This window comes from Bradyrhizobium sp. AZCC 2289, from assembly GCF_036924615.1.
Classification (GTDB): Bacteria; Pseudomonadota; Alphaproteobacteria; order Rhizobiales; family Xanthobacteraceae; genus Bradyrhizobium.
On sequence record NZ_JAZHRY010000001.1, the window covers coordinates 1566790 to 1582090 of the forward strand.

Below are 15301 nucleotides of genomic sequence, written 5' to 3' on the forward strand. Positions count from 1 at the left end.
CCAAAAAAAAACAAATCGGATTTTGCATTGCAGTATTGTGATGCTGAAACAATCACCGCGTGCCGCAGAACCGATCAAGGTGAGCGCTATGTACGCTGTCGATCTCAAAAAACGGCAGCTTCGTGAACTGCGTCACAATTTTGATAATTTACGGAACACGATCGACAACACGAAACTATGCGGAGCAGCAATTGGCAGAGGCTGCTGTTCTGGATTAACTTTTCGGGTGGGCCAATTGATGCCACATCCACGAGGATCTCACGATCGTCGAGAGATCGGAACAGACCGGAACAAAGCCGAGATCCGCTTTAGCTGCCGAGGGATCGGCAACCAGGACGGGGGGATCGCCGGCGCGGCGGGGCTTCGCGACGAGGGGAACCTTGAGCCCCGTTTCGCGCTCGATGGCCGCCAGCACCTCGCGAACCGAGAATCCCGAACCCGTGCCAAGGTTGTAGTGACCGCCACGGGAACCATCCAACAGGGCATTGACGGCCCGGACATGCGCCGCAGCCAGATCGACGACGTGAATGTAATCGCGTATCGCCGTTCCATCGGGCGTCTCGTAGTCGCCGCCGAAGATCGCAAAGTCACGGACATGTCCCTGCAGTGCCATCATTGCGCGTGGAATGAGGTGGGTTTCGGGGTCCCGAAACTCACCGATCGATCCCGATGATTCGGCACCGCAGGCGTTGAAGTAACGCAGGCAAAACGAATTCATCCCATAGGCTCTACGATAATCCGCAAGGATCTGCTCGATCATCCATTTCGACGCGCCGTAGGGATTGACGACCGCGCCGGCCGCGCCCTCGCTGATCGGATCGCGCCCGGCATTCCCGTAGACTGCCCCCGTGCTCGAGAACACCAGACGATTGCATCCCCGTTCGAGCATGGCCTTCAACAACGACAGCGTCCCGCAGACATTGTTCAGATAATATTTCTGGGGATCGCCGACGGATTCGCCGACCTGACTGAAGGCCGCGAAATGCATCACCGCCACGACTTGATGGGCCGCGATCGCATCAGTCAAACGCTTTGTATCGCCAACGTCGCCCTCGACGAAGGGGCCCCACTTCACGAAATCGCGGTGGCCGGTTGAAAGATTGTCGAAGCAGACGGGGACAAAGCCTGCTTCCGACAGCGCCTTGCAGCAGTGAGCACCGATGTAACCGGCTCCTCCGGTTACGAGAATCGCCGGGCTTTTGGACATGTATTTCCTGTCACGATGAAAGAGCCTTCGGAGCCCGGCAGACGCCTGGAGCGCGGCGAACGCGAGCTACGCTTCGGGCTTCCCGGCGCGCCCGACGCTTTGATACAGGAACCCGCGCTTGGTCAGCTCATTGGGATCATAGATATTGCGGAGATCCACCACCACCGGGCACGCCATCTCGCGCTTCAATCGATCGAGATCCAGCGCCCGCAACTGCTCCCATTCGGTGACGATAACCAGCGCATCGGCGCCGGCGGCGCATTCGTACGGATTCTCCGAATACTGAATATCCGGCATTTCGATGCGCGCGAGCTCCATGCCCACCGGATCAAATGCCCGCACCGTTGCGCCCATATCCTGCAGCGCGGTGATCAGCGGAATCGATGGTGCCTCGCGCATGTCATCGGTGTTCGGCTTGAACGTCAAGCCAAGCACCGCAATGGTCTTGCCGCGAAGATTCCCGCCGAACGGCGCGGCAACCTTTCGCGCCATCGCGCGCTTGCGGGTATCGTTGACCGAATTCACCGCCTCCACGATTCGAAGCGGGGCATCGTAATCCTGCGCGGTCTTGATCAGGGCGCGGATGTCTTTCGGGAAACAGGAGCCGCCGAAACCAGGCCCCGCATGAAGAAATTTTGATCCGATACGATTGTCCATCCCGATTCCGCGCGCAATCTCTTGAACGTCCGCCCCGACCTTTTCCGCCAGATCGGCCATTTCGTTGATGAATGTGATCTTGGTCGCCAGAAATGCGTTGGCGGCATACTTGATCAACTCGGCGGTGCGGCGGCTGGTGTACATGATCGGTGCCTGGTTGAGATAAAGCGGCCGGTATATCTCGCCCATCACCTTGCGCGCGCGCTCGTCGGTCGTTCCGACAACGATACGATCCGGATGCTTGAAGTCGCGCACTGCCGCGCCTTCGCGGAGGAATTCCGGATTTGAGACCACGGCGACGCCGGCCGACTGATTGACCTGCATGAAGATCCGTTCCACCTCATCGCCGGTACCGACAGGCACCGTCGATTTAGTAACCACCACCGCAAAACCCTTGACCGCCTCAGCGATCTCGCGCGACGCGGCGTAGACGTGGCTCAGATCCGCGTGACCATCGCCGCGACGCGAGGGGGTGCCCACGGCGATGAAGATCGCCTGTGCATCGCGGACGGGCCCCGCAAGGTCGGTTGTGAACGAGAGCCTCCCGGCGCGCGCATTGCTTTGCACAAGGCGCTCAAGATCGGGCTCAAAGATCGGAATTTCGCCATGCAACAGCGCAGCGATCTTCGCGTCATCCCTGTCCACGCAGGTGACGTGATGTCCGAAGTCAGCGAAACAGGCACCCGAAACCAGTCCCACATATCCTGTTCCAACGACGACTATCCGCATGAACCACGCACCTATTCGTTATCCGCACCAATGCCGTATCTAGATTAATGTCGCAGGTGGGTCAAAAACTGGAGCATCGTATTTCTGCAGGACAGGCAGACCACGATTCTCGTCATCACGTCCCGCTCACGCCATTTTGCCGACAACAATTCCGGGGAGCGCGGAATCAAAATCGCGCGAACAAAGTGCGTGCTGGTAATGAGCTGCAACAAGAGAATTATTTTGCTGCAATTTTGGCCGGTTTGCTGCCTGGTCCAGTGAGTGTTTGCTGCGCAATCGTTGGGCGATCGGGTGGCGTCCAATCCCGCTCAGGCCGACATTCCCAGCAGGACGCATGCCAGACATTTCCGGCCATATTAAACCATCTTTAGGTGGCACCCGCTACCGTTTTCAATCAGTTTGCGGAGTACGGTTGCGTGATTACGCTGGCGATTTGCAGCACGCTGATTGGATCGATACTCGGAATTCGATTCAGATTTTTCGTTCTGCCCCCGGTCATTGTTCTCGGCGCGGCCTGCTTTGCGGCACTTTCCAATGCGGAGGGCGCCACATTGTCGCAGACAATAGTGCCGATCGTGATATTTGCGACCCTGCTGCAGCTTGGATATCTCTGCACCGCGCTGCTCAAGCACGCCGTGACGCCGGCCCATGCCGGCGGGCGACGTCCCTCGCTGGGAACCCCGAAGCTTCGATAAAGTACACGCTGAGGTCCGACCTGCCCAAATCGGACCATTTCGCGTTGCGTCCACAAAACCGGCAGACAATCAACACATTTGCAGGGGACTCTGGCTCGTGATTGGCTGGCTTCATGGCTAACATGTGCCCGTCCCCCGGTTCGCCGTCTCGGGACGTGAGTAAGCGTGCCTGTCATTTCAACCCCAAACCGTTTCAGGAATATCCGACACCAGATGTTGTCAGCGCTGCGATCTACCAAGGCGACGGCCAAGCCAAGGTTGCCGGATGGGGTTCGAATCTACGCGATCAGCGATATTCACGGCTGCGCGCATCTGCTCGAACAGATGTTGGGGGTCATCGACGCCGACGTTGCACACAGCAGGCCACGTCATGCGATCGAGGTGTATCTCGGCGACTATATCGATCGCGGACCGGACTCGCGCGCGACGCTCGACCTCCTGATCAGGCGCAGCCGGCGCGGAAATATGGTGTTCCTGAAAGGCAACCACGAAGCGTTCCTTGGCGCCGCTTTTCGCGATCCCTCGCGCATTGCCGATTGGTTCCAGTTTGGCGGGATGCAAACCCTGATGTCCTACGGCCTCGCACCGTCGCCGAATCCGGACGACGAGGAGCAACTTGCCTTGGTAAGGGAGCTGGCCGCCGCGCTGCCGCCGCAGCATCTCGAATTTCTGCAAGGCTTGCGTCTGACGTTCACCTGTGGAGACTTCTTCTTCGTTCATGCCGGTGTCCGGCCCGGTATACCCCTGCGGAAGCAACAGGAAGCAGACCTGTTGTGGATCCGCGAGGAGTTTCTGCGCAGCCAGAAGAATTTCGGAAAATACGTTGTGCATGGCCATACCCCGGTTCGCAGCGCGGAAGTTCTTTCCAATCGGGCCAACATCGACACCGGAGCCTACGCCACCGGTAATCTTACCTTGCTGTCGATCCAGGGCAGCCGCTTGTTGGCCGTATAACTCCGCGCGAGGCGGATCAGGTGCCGACGCGCAGGGCCGCCCCTTGCTTGCGCAGATAGGCGATGACCGAAAGCGCGGTGATGCAGCTGGCCTTCGGGTTCTCGGACGGGATGTTCTCGATCGACATCGAAAAGCGGGCGGAATCGGATTCCACTTCGATGCGATACACGTTGCGGGTCAGCGCCGGACCGACCCAGATTTCCAGCGTGATGCGGTCAGGCCCGATGCCGGCCAGCGAAAGGGCTACGGCCACGTTCAGATTGGCGGGATAGCCCTTGGCGGCCTCGCGCGCCGTGCCCTGAAAAATCCGGAGCGGCTCCCTGATGCGATCGATCGGAATCCGCAGCGGCTCGAGCTTCCTGCGATACCCATATTGCAGCACCCGAGTGAGACGAGCGTCAGTGGGCTGGCTTAGCCGGCGTAATGCTGCTATGCACAAACCATGGCCAGAGCACTGACGCTACTATTGTTGGGTTTCGCCGCTTGCTCGGCCCCCGCGTCGGCAGCATCCGACCCTTGCAAGGATTGCAGCCCGGCCCCCGAGCTTACGATCAGAGAGCAAATCAAAGCAGATCGAGCGCGCGAGGTAGATCGTGTGGCTAAAGAGTCCACCGCTAGACCTTGGGACGGCAAGGATCTTGGGGGAGTAAAACGAACTATCACACCCGGAGTCGTTCGCTAAACCGGCAGTTGTTGATCAATTAAGCATAAGCAGCCAGCCTTGAGGCAGCAAGGGTTTGGAGCCGCCTGATCAGTCTTCAGACGCTCTGCCTGGTTCCGGCGTCTTGGTAGTATGGGAACCTGCTCAGCACGGCCGCCTTCATAAATCTGAAATGGGAAATCTCCGTAGCCAGTTCCTTGAGCCTACGCTGCCCATTTAAAATCTCGGCTCCAAATAGATCCTGGTGATAGTTATCCAGCGCATCGCGCTCCAGATATTCGTCGGTTCCATTTCCGAAAGTCACCGCGGCGCGTGCCAGGACATCGTCCACCCGGCGGCTCAAGCCTGAATGTTCGCTCTCTGCTGCATGAAGTGCGGTTTCGATCGCGGTTACAATCGAGCCGACACGGGCCAAATCCGTCTCAGCATCCCGTTCGGCCGAACGTGCCCTAAACCCGTCGTCACCCAGGCGGCCCCTGATAAAGTTGTGTACTCGATCCCGCAAAAGCAGCTGAAACATTCTCGTATCCCGGGTTCATACTAAGATGACAGGAAACAAGACATAAGGTCGCTCAATTATATTTAACAAATCCTGAAGCTTCACGGCGATCCGCCTGAGCTCGCGTCTTCCACTCTATCCAGGCGATATCGTGCTTGCAATAGAGTTCGCGCCAGCGCTTCTCACGGGTCGTGGTCGGGGCTCCGTTTTCATCCCGGGCAACATGCCCGCCTGTCTCATCCAGAGCCGGAAGATTGTCTAGTGTTTCAAATTCAAGCGTTTCTTCGGTCGTCAAACCGATAAGCACGCGACGCCCGCTGCCATCGACAAAGTATCGCCGCGGTGAATGACCCCGAGAGCTAATCATTTCGCGACATCTCGTTTGCGAACCATCGACCCGCAGACAATTCCGGCCCAATGACAATTCCGGCCCACTGCCGCACGCCCGCCACTGGTCAATAAATCATCCAGAGTACGCATACCCTTGGCTATTCTCTCGTTCTCATCAAGACAATAGCTGTGAAGTCTGCCTAGAATCAGGACTATCGCGCCCGCCAGAATCGCAATCAGAAAGCTGTTCAAGATAGTCCCCACAATCAATGTATCAACGAGCCTCGCCAGACAGCATATCGAGTCAGGCTCTTCGCATATCTAGAATGCCCGGCGCGCTTGCCCCAGCATGCGAGACTGCGATTTGGATTGGTAGGGCGCGTGGTGCGTGCGCCGTTTGTGCGACCGCCAGGAACGCACCGCATATCCAGCAAAGAATATCGACGACAAGATCAGGATAGGAAGCATGGTGGTAGTCCCGTTTCGCCCACGCTTATCTTCATTCCGAAGTTGTGACGACATCATGATTCCCGACGCCGAAAGATTGTTCACCTGCTGAAATTTTTGTGCAACCCACCGCCCCTTAAATCATCAACTTCCATTTCGTCGTGAAATATTCCTCGCTCAGGAAAAACACCAAACACACATTTCAGAAAAATCGAACCAAGCAGTTAAACCCATCCAGCATTGTCACCCAAGAAACGCGCCGGACAAACCTCGCTCCTTCATTTTCGCCAGCAGAGACAGTTTTTCTGGCAGGTAAAGGACTTTTGAACGTTCGACCAACGATTGAGGGGGAACCAATATCTATCGGGCAAATTCGCGCGGCGCTCTGGAAGCAAGCGGCTACCCGATCACAGGTCTTTATGCCGCAGATGCCTCGTTAACCCGTCCCAACGCCAAACCGATTTCAGGGGAACGGCAACCACCCAGTCGCCTTCCGCCGCAAGCCAAAGGCGCCAGCCAGTTTCATGCTTTCGATAGAGTTCCGGCCACCGTTTCTGTTCAGGTGTCTTTGGATCGCTCTCGAAGTCCCATGCGCAATTCCCGAGATTGTCGACGGAGGACAGCCGATCGAGCCGTTCGAACTCCAGCGTCTCATCGGCGGTCAATTCGATGAGCGTGGGTGGTTGACGGAAATTTTCCAAGTATAGCCGCGGAAATATTCTTCGCTCGCTGTCCATGCGCAACATTCCCTACAAGCAGCCCCACCAAAATGTTATCGCGCCCACGCTCTGGTTGCCCGGTGAAAGAATCATCCGCGACCAGAAGATTTAGGCAACGTACTGCCCAGCAAATATTCAAGCTGGCACATGCGCCAGATGGGCGGGGCCTCGCGGGGCTCAAATACTCAGGTGCCGACGCGCAACGCGGAGCCCTGCTTGCGCAGATAGGCAATGACCGAAAGCGCGGTGATGCGCCCCGTCTTCGGATTCTCGGACGGGATGTTCTCGATCGACATCGAGAAACGGGCGGAATCGGATTCCACCTCGATCCGATGCACGTTACGGGTCAGCGTCGGATCCGCCCAGATTTCCAGCGTGGTGCGGTCAGGCCCGAGGCCGGCCAGCGACAGCGCCACGGCTACGTTGAGATTGGCGGGAAAGCCTTTGGCCGCCTCGCGCGCCGTGCCCTGAAAAATCCTGAGCGGCTCCTTGATGCGTTCGATATCGATGTTGTTCTCGACCAGATAAGGCGCGCCGGCCAGGCCCGTCACCGGCTTTCGGGTCACCATTTTGACCGACAGAATCGTTCCCTCTGCCGCCGCGCTGACCGCGTCGAGGCCAATGAGCGCCCCCGTCGGCACCACGATCTGGCCGCCGTTCTGTTTCGCAAGGTCGATCAAATCTTCGTTCTCGAGCAGCGCGCCGGCGCTGAGCACTATCGCGGTTTTCCCACGGCTCACAAACGGCGCGACGATCGACCGCACCAGCTTGCTGGGAGCGCACTCGATGACAATGTCGGCGACATCCGAGAGTCCATCGATCGGCAGGACGGCGGGCGGTTTCTTCAAGCGGGAAAGGATTTCCCGGTGCTTGGCCGGATTTTGCGCCGACACCGCTGCGAGGACCAATCCGTCGATGCCCTGATCCAGCGCTTCAACGATCTTGATTCCGATCGCGCCGAGCCCGGCCACCGCGACGCGCTGCGGGCTCTTTGATACCTTGGTCATCTAACGGGCTCCCTGAAATCCACCGAGGACGGCGGTGAGATTATCGCCGAGCACGTCGGACAGATAGCCACCCTCCTGAACGAATACCGTCGGCAGTCCCATCCGCGCGATAGCGGCGCCAATCCGGCTGAAACCGTCCGTGGTAATGGAAAGGCCCTTGAGCGGATCGTGCTCGGAGGCGTCGAGCCCAAGCGCCACGACCAACGCGCCGGGCGCAAAGGCCGCGATTGTCTTTCGCGCCGAGTCCAGCGCCAGCAGATACGCGTCGTCGCCGGCTCCGATCGGCAGCGGGATATTGAGGTTGGCGCCGAGACCGGCGCCCTCGCCCCGCTCATGTGTATAGCCCCACACGAACGGATAGTAATTTTTGGGGTCGGCATGGATGGAGACCGTCAGCACATCGGCGCGTGAATAGAAAATGCCCTGCGTGCCGTTGCCGTGATGCACGTCGACATCGAGAATGGCGACGCGTTCGTGTCTGAGCCGCAGATGCGCGGCGGCGATGGCCGAGTTGTTGAGGAAGCAGAAACCGCCGGCCATGTCATGATAGGCATGATGGCCGGGCGGACGGCAGAGCGCGTAGCTCGCATCCTCGCCGTCCATGACCAACTGCGCCGCCGTCACCGCGACGTCGGTTGCGGCGCAGGCCCCGGCCCAGGTGCCCGGACCGATCGGACAGCCGGTATCGGCAGTGTGCCAACCGAGCTTGCCGACGATGCTGGTTGGATAGGTCGCGGCCTGACGCACCGGATGGATGTTGGCGATCATCTCAGGCCCGGCATCGCCGAGCGCCGACCATTCCTCCCAGCCCTCCGCGAGAAAGCGCAGATATTCGGGACTATGAATTCTTGCGCGCGGCCCCTGACCAAACACGGTCGGTTCGACCAGATCGTGGGACCCGGCGGCAAGGCCCTTGAGCAACCGGTCGGCGCGCTCGGGCTGCTCGGTGGTGCGCCGGACGACGCCGCGCACCAGAAAGAACTGCGGATCGTGGCTGCGATGCCGTTCGGTGTAGACCGCTTTCAATTGAATATCCTTCGAGGATCAGCGCGGGAACACCGGAATAGATCAATATCTTGACGAGCACGCAATCCGAACTCGCCTGTCATCCACGTGAAGAAGCCGAACCGTCGCACGCGGCGCAAGCGTTTCAGCGCGGCACCACCGCCGTGGCCTCGATCTCGACGCGCGCGGCCTTCTCCACCAGACGCACCACCTGAACCAGCGCCATCGCCGGATAATGCGCGCCGAAGATTTCGCGATAGGCCCGGCCGAGGGATTTCAGGTTCGCCAGATATTCCTCGATGTCGACGACATACCAGGTCAGGCGCACGAGATGCTTAGGGCTTGCGCCGCCTTCGGCAAGAATCGCCGAAATATTGCTTAGGGTCTGGCGCACCTGGGCGACGAAATCATCCGGCAGATGGCCCTGTGTATCCCAGCCGATCACGCCGCCGGTCACGACGAGGCGGCCATCGGCCGCCATGCCGTTGGCGTAGCCCTTCGGCGTCGGCCAGCCGTTCGGCTGCAGCACCTGAAGGCCGGAGGTCTTGGGGATCGGCACCACGGTCAATGCGGGGCCTTTTGGCGATGTCACCGGCTCGTCTCCTTCGCAATCCAATTTGGAACATTCACTCGGCGGCGTCGCGCGCCGAGCCCGGCGCAGTCCCGGCCGCGGCCATCTGCCGGAGCGCAAATCGCTGCAACTTGCCGGTTTGGGTCTTGGGCAGTTGCGCGACGAATTCGATCGCGCGCGGATATTTATAGGGCGCGATCACGCGCTTGACGTGGTCCTGCAGATCCGTCGCCAGCGCCGCATTCCCTTCGGTGCCGGACGTCAGCACCACATAGGCTTTGACGATCATGCCGCGCGCCTCGTCGGGCGCACCGACCACGCCGCATTCGGCGACCGCAGGGTGCGCCAGCAAAGCGGCCTCGACGTCGGGACCGGCGATATTGTAGCCGGAGGAGATGATCATATCGTCGGAGCGGGCCACGAACGACAGCCGGCCGTTGGCATCGCTGACGAACGCATCGCCCGTCAGATTCCAGCCGTTGCGCACATAGTTCGACTGCCGTGCGTCGGCCAGATAACGGCATCCGGTCGGACCGCGGACCGCAAGCTTGCCGACGGTGCCCGCCGGCACCTCGTTCATGTCATCGTCAACGACCTTCGCCTCGTAGCCGGAAACCGGACGCCCCGTCGTTCCCGCGACGGCGTCGCCGACCCGGTTGGTAATGAAGATATGCAGCAATTCCGTGCTGCCGATGCCGTCGAGAATCGTCTTGCCGGTCTTGCGGGTCCAGGCTTCGAACACCGGCGCCGGCAAGGTCTCGCCGGCCGAAACCGCAAGGCGCAGCGACGAGAGATCGGCGCCGTTGTCCATCGCCGCCATCATCGCCCGATAGGCGGTCGGCGAGGTGAAGCAAATCGTGGCCTTGTAGGTTTCGATGATCTTGACCATTTCGGGCGGCGACGCGTTTTCCAGCAGTGTCGCAGTGGCGCCGAACCGCAGCGGAAAGATCGCGAGCCCGCCGAGGCCAAACGTAAAGGCGAGCGGCGGCGAGCCTACGAAGACGTCATCCGGGGTGACGTTGAGCACTTCCCTGGCATAACCATCCGCGACGATCAGGAGATCGCGATGGAAATGCATCGTCGCCTTCGGTTCACCTGTGGTGCCCGAGGTAAATCCCAGCAAGGCGACGTCGTCGCGACCGGTCTTGACGGCATCGAACCGCACCGGCTTGTTCAGCGCCACCCGGTCGAGTTCGGCATCGTGGTTCGACGTGCCGTCGAAATTCACCACCTGCTTGAGAAACCGGCTGGTTTTCGTGCACGCCACCAGTTCATCGGCAATCCGGCTGTCGGTCAGCGCCAGCGCGATCTCCGCCTTGTCGACGATCTTGGTCAATTCACCGGCGCGCAGCATCGGCATGGTGTTGACGACGACAGCACCCGCTTTCGTTGCCGCAAGCCATGCCGCGACCAGTGCCGGGTTGTTGCCGGAGCGTATCAGCACCCGGTTGCCGGGCTTGACGCCGTAATTCTCCACCAGCGCATGCGCGAGGCGGTTCGACCAGTCGGCCAGTTCCTTGTAGGTGCGCTGGCGGCCATTGCCGATCAGCGCAATGTTATCGCCAAGCCCCTTCTCGACGATCCGGTCGGTCAGCTCGACCGCGGCGTTGAGATATTCGGGATAGCTGAACTCCGGCCGGTCGAGCCGCAAATCCGGCCATTGCTGCTGCGGCGGCAGATTTCGCCGCGCAAAATCGTCAACATGACCGGACGGACCAAGGCTCTGAATTTCACCTGACATGTTCATCGCCCTCTGGTTCGGGATGAAAGGTCCATTTCCAAGTATTTTATACTTAAAGTAATTTCGTGCAATAGTCCAAATCCGGCCGATCCAATGGTTTTTTATCGAGGTTGGCGGCCTCAACGCCCGGCCAGTGCCCTTAACCGCGCCACGACAGGCGAGCCCGGATCGGCCAGCGGCGCGATCGCGGTAAAATGGTTGGCGTCGGGAACGGTGCCGAACCGGGTCGCGACGCCGGCGGCGCCCCAGGCATCGACGATGGTCCGGCTCTGCCGGAAATATTCGGCGCTTTCGTTGCCGCCCACGACCGCGTCGAGACTTCCGCGCGCCGGCGGCTTCCAGAATAACGGGCTCTCGGCTTTGGCCGACGCATCGTCGAGTTTCAGCGCGTTGTTGATGGATGTCCTGACCAGCGGACCGAGCTCGAACAGGCCGGAGATGGCGTAGGCCGCGGTCACGAGCCCTTCCGGCAGCGACGCATCGACGGCGCGCCAGTCCGTCGCCAGCATGCAGGCCGCGAGATGACCGCCGGCGGAGTGACCGCTGATCACCAGAGGCCGCCCCAACTTCGCCAGCTCGCGTGACGCCATCTGCATCTGCCGGATGATATCGCCGACGGAAACGTTTGGGCAAAGATCGTAGCTGGGAATCGCGACGTCGATGCCTTGGGCGTTCAAGCCACCGGCGAGATGGCTGAAGAACGAGCCGTCGAGTGCCTGCCAGTAGCCGCCATGGATGAAAACGACGATCGGCCCCGCGCCGTCGCCGGGAAAGAAATCGATCCCGTTGCGCGCACCGCTGCCATACGGGATCACGCGCCAGCGGCCCTGCCGCGCCTCGCGATAGGCAGCCGCGTCGCGCGCCCAGCCGGCCATGATCAAAGGGTTTTCGGGAACCCGGGCCCGGTTGTTGTATTCGACCTCGTAGTCGACATCCGCTTGCAACGGATCAGCCTTTCAAATCACAACGCCTGCCGTCAGGTCGCCCGCTGCTTGGCGGATTTCTGCGCCGATGCCTTGGTCTTGGCCAACAGCCGCATCAATTCGCGGACGTCCTTCGGGGTCAGATCCCCGAAGATGTCGGCGATCCACAATTCGTGCTCCGCGGCCATTTTGCGAAACTCGGCGCGGCCGGCTTTCGTCAGCCGGATCACCTGGACGCGGCGGTCGGAATCCGAGGTGCGCCGGTCGAGGTGACCGGACTCGACCAGACGCTCGACCAGCCCGGTGACATTGCCGTTCGAGACCATCATCCGCTTCGAGACGTCCGAAAGCGTCATGCCTTCCGGCGCCTTGTCGAGCTGGGCCATCAGATCGAAGCGCGGCAGCGTGACGTCGAACCGCTCGCGCAGCCGGCTGCGCACCTCGCCCTCGATCAACGTCGTGCAGGTCAGCAGCCGCAGCCACAACCTGATCTCGTCGCCGTGATCTTCCGGCAGCTCAACGGCCTTGGTCTCTGAATCCAGAATCATGATGCAATCTTGGCTTCTTTTGGTCTTGCCGGCTTAAGCCGACATTTTGACCTTCAAATAATTCGGGACCCGCCGCAAGTCAAAACGCCGCGGCGAGCTGCTTTGCACAATTATCCAACTCCTTTAGGATTAAAGCAATTGGCCCGCGCCTTGCATACCCTAAAAATGCTGCGTTTGCGCTCGTTCGCTTGCTGCTTGCAGCGGCAGCCGTCATGCGAATAAGCTGGATTTCGAAGTGTTGGTTGGCGTGGGGATCGGCTGCGCGAAGCAGCCGACCGGAGGGGGAAGTCATGAAGCAGCAGTTGAAATTGGCCGGGCTTGCAGTCCTGCTGGGTGTCGCAGCCGGCCCGGCCGCAGCCCAGGAGAAAGTCAAGATCGGCGTGATCGTGACCCTGTCCGGCCCGGCCGCCGCCCTCGGCGCGCAGGTCCGCGACGGCTTCGCCCTCGCCGTCAAGGATCTCGGCGGCAAGATGGGCGGCAAGGACGTCGAAGTCGTCGTCGCCGATGACGAACTCAAGCCGGACGGCGCCGTCACCAAGGCCAAGGGCCTGCTAGAGCGCGACAAGGTCGATTTCGTGGTCGGGCCGATTTTCTCCAACATCCTGCAGGCGATTCACAAACCGGTCACCGATTCCAGGACCTTCCTGATCAGTCCGAATGCCGGGCCGTCGAGCTATGCCGGCAAGGAGTGCAGCCCGTTCTTCTATGTGACCTCCTACCAGAACGACCAGGTCCACGAGATCCTCGGCAAGGTCGCCCAGGATCGCGGCTACAAGCGCGTCTATGTGCTGGTTCCGAACTATCAGGCCGGCAAGGATTCCGCGGCCGGATTCAAGCTCGACTACAAGGGCGAGATCGTCGAGGAAAGCTACATGCCGCTGGGCACGCTGGATTTCCAGGTCGAACTCACCAAGATCGCGTCCGCCAAGCCCGACGCCGTGTTTACCTTCATGCCGGGCGGCATGGGCGTCGGCCTGGTGAAGCAATACAAACAGGCCGGCCTCGCCGACAAGATTCCGGTGCTGTCGGCCTTCACGGTCGATGAATCGACGCTGCCGGCGCAGCAGGATGCCGCGGTCGGCATGTTCGGCGGCGCCAACTGGGCGCCCAACCTGGACAATCCGCAGAGCAAGAAATTCGTCGCGGCTTACGAAGGCGCCTACAACAACGTGCCCGGCACCTATGCCATGCAGGGCTACGACGCGGCGATGCTGATCGACAGCGCCGTCAAGGCGGTGAAGGGCGATCTCGGCAACAAGGACGCGGTGGCGGCGGCGCTGAAAAAGGCCGACTTCACCTCGCTGCGCGGCGATTTCAAGTTCAACACCAACGGCTATCCGATCCAGAACTTTTATCTGACCAAAGTCGCAAAACGCCCGGATGGAAAATTCCAGACCGAGATCGTCGAAAAAGTGTTCGAAAATTACGGCGACCGCTATGCCAAGGATTGCACGCCCGGCAAATAAGAATGGGAAGGAAACATCATGAAAACCGAACTCGTCGGCATCACCCGGGCCAATGAGAGGGCCTGCAGGGCATCTCGTGGAACATTCTCGGCCAGACCTATGTGCCGAAGAATGTCACCGAGCACTCGTTCTCCTGGCACGCCACCTTCCCGCCCGGCACTTTCGTGCCGCCGCATATCCATCCCGACCAGGATGAGTATCTCTATATCCTGGAGGGCAAGCTCGACTTCATGCTCGACGGCGCCGACACCCAGGCCACGCCGGGCGATCTGGTCCGGCTGGCAATGGGCATTCCGCACGGCATCTTCAACAAATCCGGTCAAACCGCAAAAGTCCTGTTCTGGGTTTCGCCGAGCCGCCGGCTCTACGATCTGTTCTGGGCGATTCATAATCTGAAGGAGCAGACCCCGGATGCGGTGGTGGCGCTCGCCGCCGAACACAACGTGCACTTTTTGCCGCCGCCTCCGGGAGCGTGAGGTTCGCGCGATTGACTTCGTAGGGTGGGTAGAGCGCAGCGAAACCCACCAACACGAAAGCGATGGGTTTCGCTGCGCTCTACCCATCCTACAATTCCGATTCAATTCTTGAACAGCACACGCATTTTGGACGTAGACCGTCATTGCGAGCCACCGGGTCGCGCGAATGCGCGCCCGATAACAGGCTCCGCGAAGCAATCCATGGCTCCGCGTAAAGAAAGAATGGATTGCTTCGTCGCTTCGCTCCTCGCAATGACGACAAATACACGTCCGCATTCCCGCGGCGCGATGCGCCCGAGTCCTGCATGAATCTTTCGCCCTTTGAAATCAGAGGGCGCAGGGAAAGCCGGGTGCGCGCTGCACCCGCGGTCTCGTGTGCAAAATTGTGCAAAAAGATGCGCACACGAGCATACAGGTTCAGCGGAGAGCATCCGGCCTTCCCTGCGCAATGGTTTTACGGCTTATAGCGCGCTCTCCCCGGTGACCGGCTTTCTTGCCACCGTCACTTCGCAGATCCTTTCACGAAGCTTGACGCCAGCATCGGGGCGCCAGAACCACACGATTTTGCCGTCCGCCAAAACCGCGCTCGTCAGTCGCAGCTTTCGCGTCCACCGCATCCCACCGCGCGTTTCGTGACGATCGCGAGCCGCCCCTCTTGTCGGGTGA

General features: G+C 60.2%; 15 protein-coding genes and 2 pseudogenes. 4 read left to right on the plus strand and 13 right to left on the minus strand.

Going from position 1 to position 15301, the window contains the following annotated elements; all coding sequences use genetic code 11:
• Nucleotides 1-214 precede the first annotated feature (214 nt).
• The 3 genes from galE to V1289_RS07730 all read right to left on the minus strand — a co-directional run bounded on the left by galE (nucleotide 215) and on the right by V1289_RS07730 (nucleotide 2929).
• A complete protein-coding gene (gene galE / locus V1289_RS07720; protein WP_334396376.1) occupies nucleotides 215-1207 on the minus strand; it encodes a UDP-glucose 4-epimerase GalE in 993 nt (330 codons plus the stop codon).
• A 66-nt stretch (nucleotides 1208-1273) separates the two neighbouring features.
• A complete protein-coding gene (locus tag V1289_RS07725) occupies nucleotides 1274-2593 on the minus strand; it encodes a UDP-glucose dehydrogenase family protein (protein WP_334396377.1) in 1320 nt (439 codons plus the stop codon).
• Between the two features lie 126 nt (nucleotides 2594-2719).
• A complete protein-coding gene (locus tag V1289_RS07730; RefSeq protein ID WP_334396378.1) occupies nucleotides 2720-2929 on the minus strand; it encodes a hypothetical protein in 210 nt (69 codons plus the stop codon).
• 80 nt (nucleotides 2930-3009) lie between these two features.
• Between V1289_RS07730 and V1289_RS07735 the strand changes: the two genes are divergently transcribed.
• Nucleotides 3010-3288: a hypothetical protein gene (locus V1289_RS07735; RefSeq protein WP_334396379.1), complete on the plus strand. Its 279-nt coding sequence runs from the start codon at nucleotides 3010-3012 to the stop codon at nucleotides 3286-3288.
• Between the two features lie 213 nt (nucleotides 3289-3501).
• Nucleotides 3502-4242, plus strand: a complete 741-nt coding sequence (locus V1289_RS07740) for a metallophosphoesterase family protein (RefSeq protein WP_334396380.1) — start codon at nucleotides 3502-3504, stop codon at nucleotides 4240-4242.
• 16 nt (nucleotides 4243-4258) lie between these two features.
• Here V1289_RS07740 and V1289_RS07745 read toward each other — a convergent pair.
• The 10 genes and pseudogenes from V1289_RS07745 to V1289_RS07790 all read right to left on the minus strand — a co-directional run.
• Nucleotides 4259-4582: pseudogene (locus V1289_RS07745) on the minus strand (aspartate dehydrogenase domain-containing protein); the annotation flags it as partial.
• A 418-nt stretch (nucleotides 4583-5000) separates the two neighbouring features.
• Complete coding sequence (locus V1289_RS07750; protein ID WP_334396381.1) at nucleotides 5001-5423, minus strand: hypothetical protein; 423 nt, start codon at nucleotides 5421-5423, stop codon at nucleotides 5001-5003.
• Nucleotides 5424-5475: 52 nt separating this feature from the next.
• Entirely contained in the window at nucleotides 5476-5709 is a 234-nt protein-coding gene (locus V1289_RS07755) for a hypothetical protein (RefSeq protein WP_334396382.1), read from the minus strand.
• A gap of 877 nt (nucleotides 5710-6586) precedes the next feature.
• Entirely contained in the window at nucleotides 6587-6916 is a 330-nt protein-coding gene (locus V1289_RS07760) for a hypothetical protein (protein ID WP_334396383.1), read from the minus strand.
• 167 nt (nucleotides 6917-7083) lie between these two features.
• Complete coding sequence (locus tag V1289_RS07765) at nucleotides 7084-7905, minus strand: aspartate dehydrogenase (protein WP_334396384.1); 822 nt, start codon at nucleotides 7903-7905, stop codon at nucleotides 7084-7086.
• On the minus strand, nucleotides 7906-8931 hold the full coding sequence (locus V1289_RS07770; RefSeq protein ID WP_334396385.1) for a histone deacetylase family protein: 1026 nt from the start codon (nucleotides 8929-8931) through the stop codon (nucleotides 7906-7908).
• Nucleotides 8932-9055: 124 nt separating this feature from the next.
• Nucleotides 9056-9502, minus strand: coding sequence for a RidA family protein (locus tag V1289_RS07775; protein ID WP_334396386.1), 447 nt, complete (start codon nucleotides 9500-9502; stop codon nucleotides 9056-9058).
• Between the two features lie 34 nt (nucleotides 9503-9536).
• Nucleotides 9537-11222 carry a benzoate-CoA ligase family protein gene (locus V1289_RS07780; RefSeq protein WP_334396387.1) on the minus strand — a complete coding sequence of 562 codons (1686 nt, stop codon included), beginning with the start codon at nucleotides 11220-11222 and terminating at the stop codon, nucleotides 9537-9539.
• A 119-nt stretch (nucleotides 11223-11341) separates the two neighbouring features.
• Entirely contained in the window at nucleotides 11342-12166 is an 825-nt protein-coding gene (locus V1289_RS07785) for an alpha/beta hydrolase (protein ID WP_334396388.1), read from the minus strand.
• Nucleotides 12167-12198: 32 nt separating this feature from the next.
• Nucleotides 12199-12693: a MarR family winged helix-turn-helix transcriptional regulator gene (locus V1289_RS07790; RefSeq protein WP_334396389.1), complete on the minus strand. Its 495-nt coding sequence runs from the start codon at nucleotides 12691-12693 to the stop codon at nucleotides 12199-12201.
• 290 nt (nucleotides 12694-12983) lie between these two features.
• Between V1289_RS07790 and V1289_RS07795 the strand changes: the two genes are divergently transcribed.
• Nucleotides 12984-14159, plus strand: coding sequence for an ABC transporter substrate-binding protein (locus tag V1289_RS07795; RefSeq protein WP_334396390.1), 1176 nt, complete (start codon nucleotides 12984-12986; stop codon nucleotides 14157-14159).
• Nucleotides 14160-14177: 18 nt separating this feature from the next.
• A pseudogene (locus V1289_RS07800) lies at nucleotides 14178-14635 on the plus strand (cupin domain-containing protein).
• Nucleotides 14636-15301 lie beyond the last annotated feature (666 nt).

What these genes read in the sequence shown, in the direction of transcription:
- galE (WP_334396376.1), bottom strand. Translation starts at nt 1,207, where the DNA reads ATGTCCAAAAGCCCGGCGATTCTCGTAACCGGAGGAGCCGGTTACATC.
- V1289_RS07725 (WP_334396377.1), bottom strand. Translation starts at nt 2,593, where the DNA reads ATGCGGATAGTCGTCGTTGGAACAGGATATGTGGGACTGGTTTCGGGT.
- V1289_RS07730 (WP_334396378.1), bottom strand. Translation starts at nt 2,929, where the DNA reads ATGCGTCCTGCTGGGAATGTCGGCCTGAGCGGGATTGGACGCCACCCG.
- V1289_RS07740 (WP_334396380.1), top strand. Translation starts at nt 3,502, where the DNA reads ATGTTGTCAGCGCTGCGATCTACCAAGGCGACGGCCAAGCCAAGGTTG.
- V1289_RS07750 (WP_334396381.1), bottom strand. Translation starts at nt 5,423, where the DNA reads ATGTTTCAGCTGCTTTTGCGGGATCGAGTACACAACTTTATCAGGGGC.
- V1289_RS07760 (WP_334396383.1), bottom strand. Translation starts at nt 6,916, where the DNA reads ATGGACAGCGAGCGAAGAATATTTCCGCGGCTATACTTGGAAAATTTC.
- V1289_RS07765 (WP_334396384.1), bottom strand. Translation starts at nt 7,905, where the DNA reads ATGACCAAGGTATCAAAGAGCCCGCAGCGCGTCGCGGTGGCCGGGCTC.
- V1289_RS07780 (WP_334396387.1), bottom strand. Translation starts at nt 11,222, where the DNA reads ATGTCAGGTGAAATTCAGAGCCTTGGTCCGTCCGGTCATGTTGACGAT.
- V1289_RS07790 (WP_334396389.1), bottom strand. Translation starts at nt 12,693, where the DNA reads ATGATTCTGGATTCAGAGACCAAGGCCGTTGAGCTGCCGGAAGATCAC.
- V1289_RS07795 (WP_334396390.1), top strand. Translation starts at nt 12,984, where the DNA reads ATGAAGCAGCAGTTGAAATTGGCCGGGCTTGCAGTCCTGCTGGGTGTC.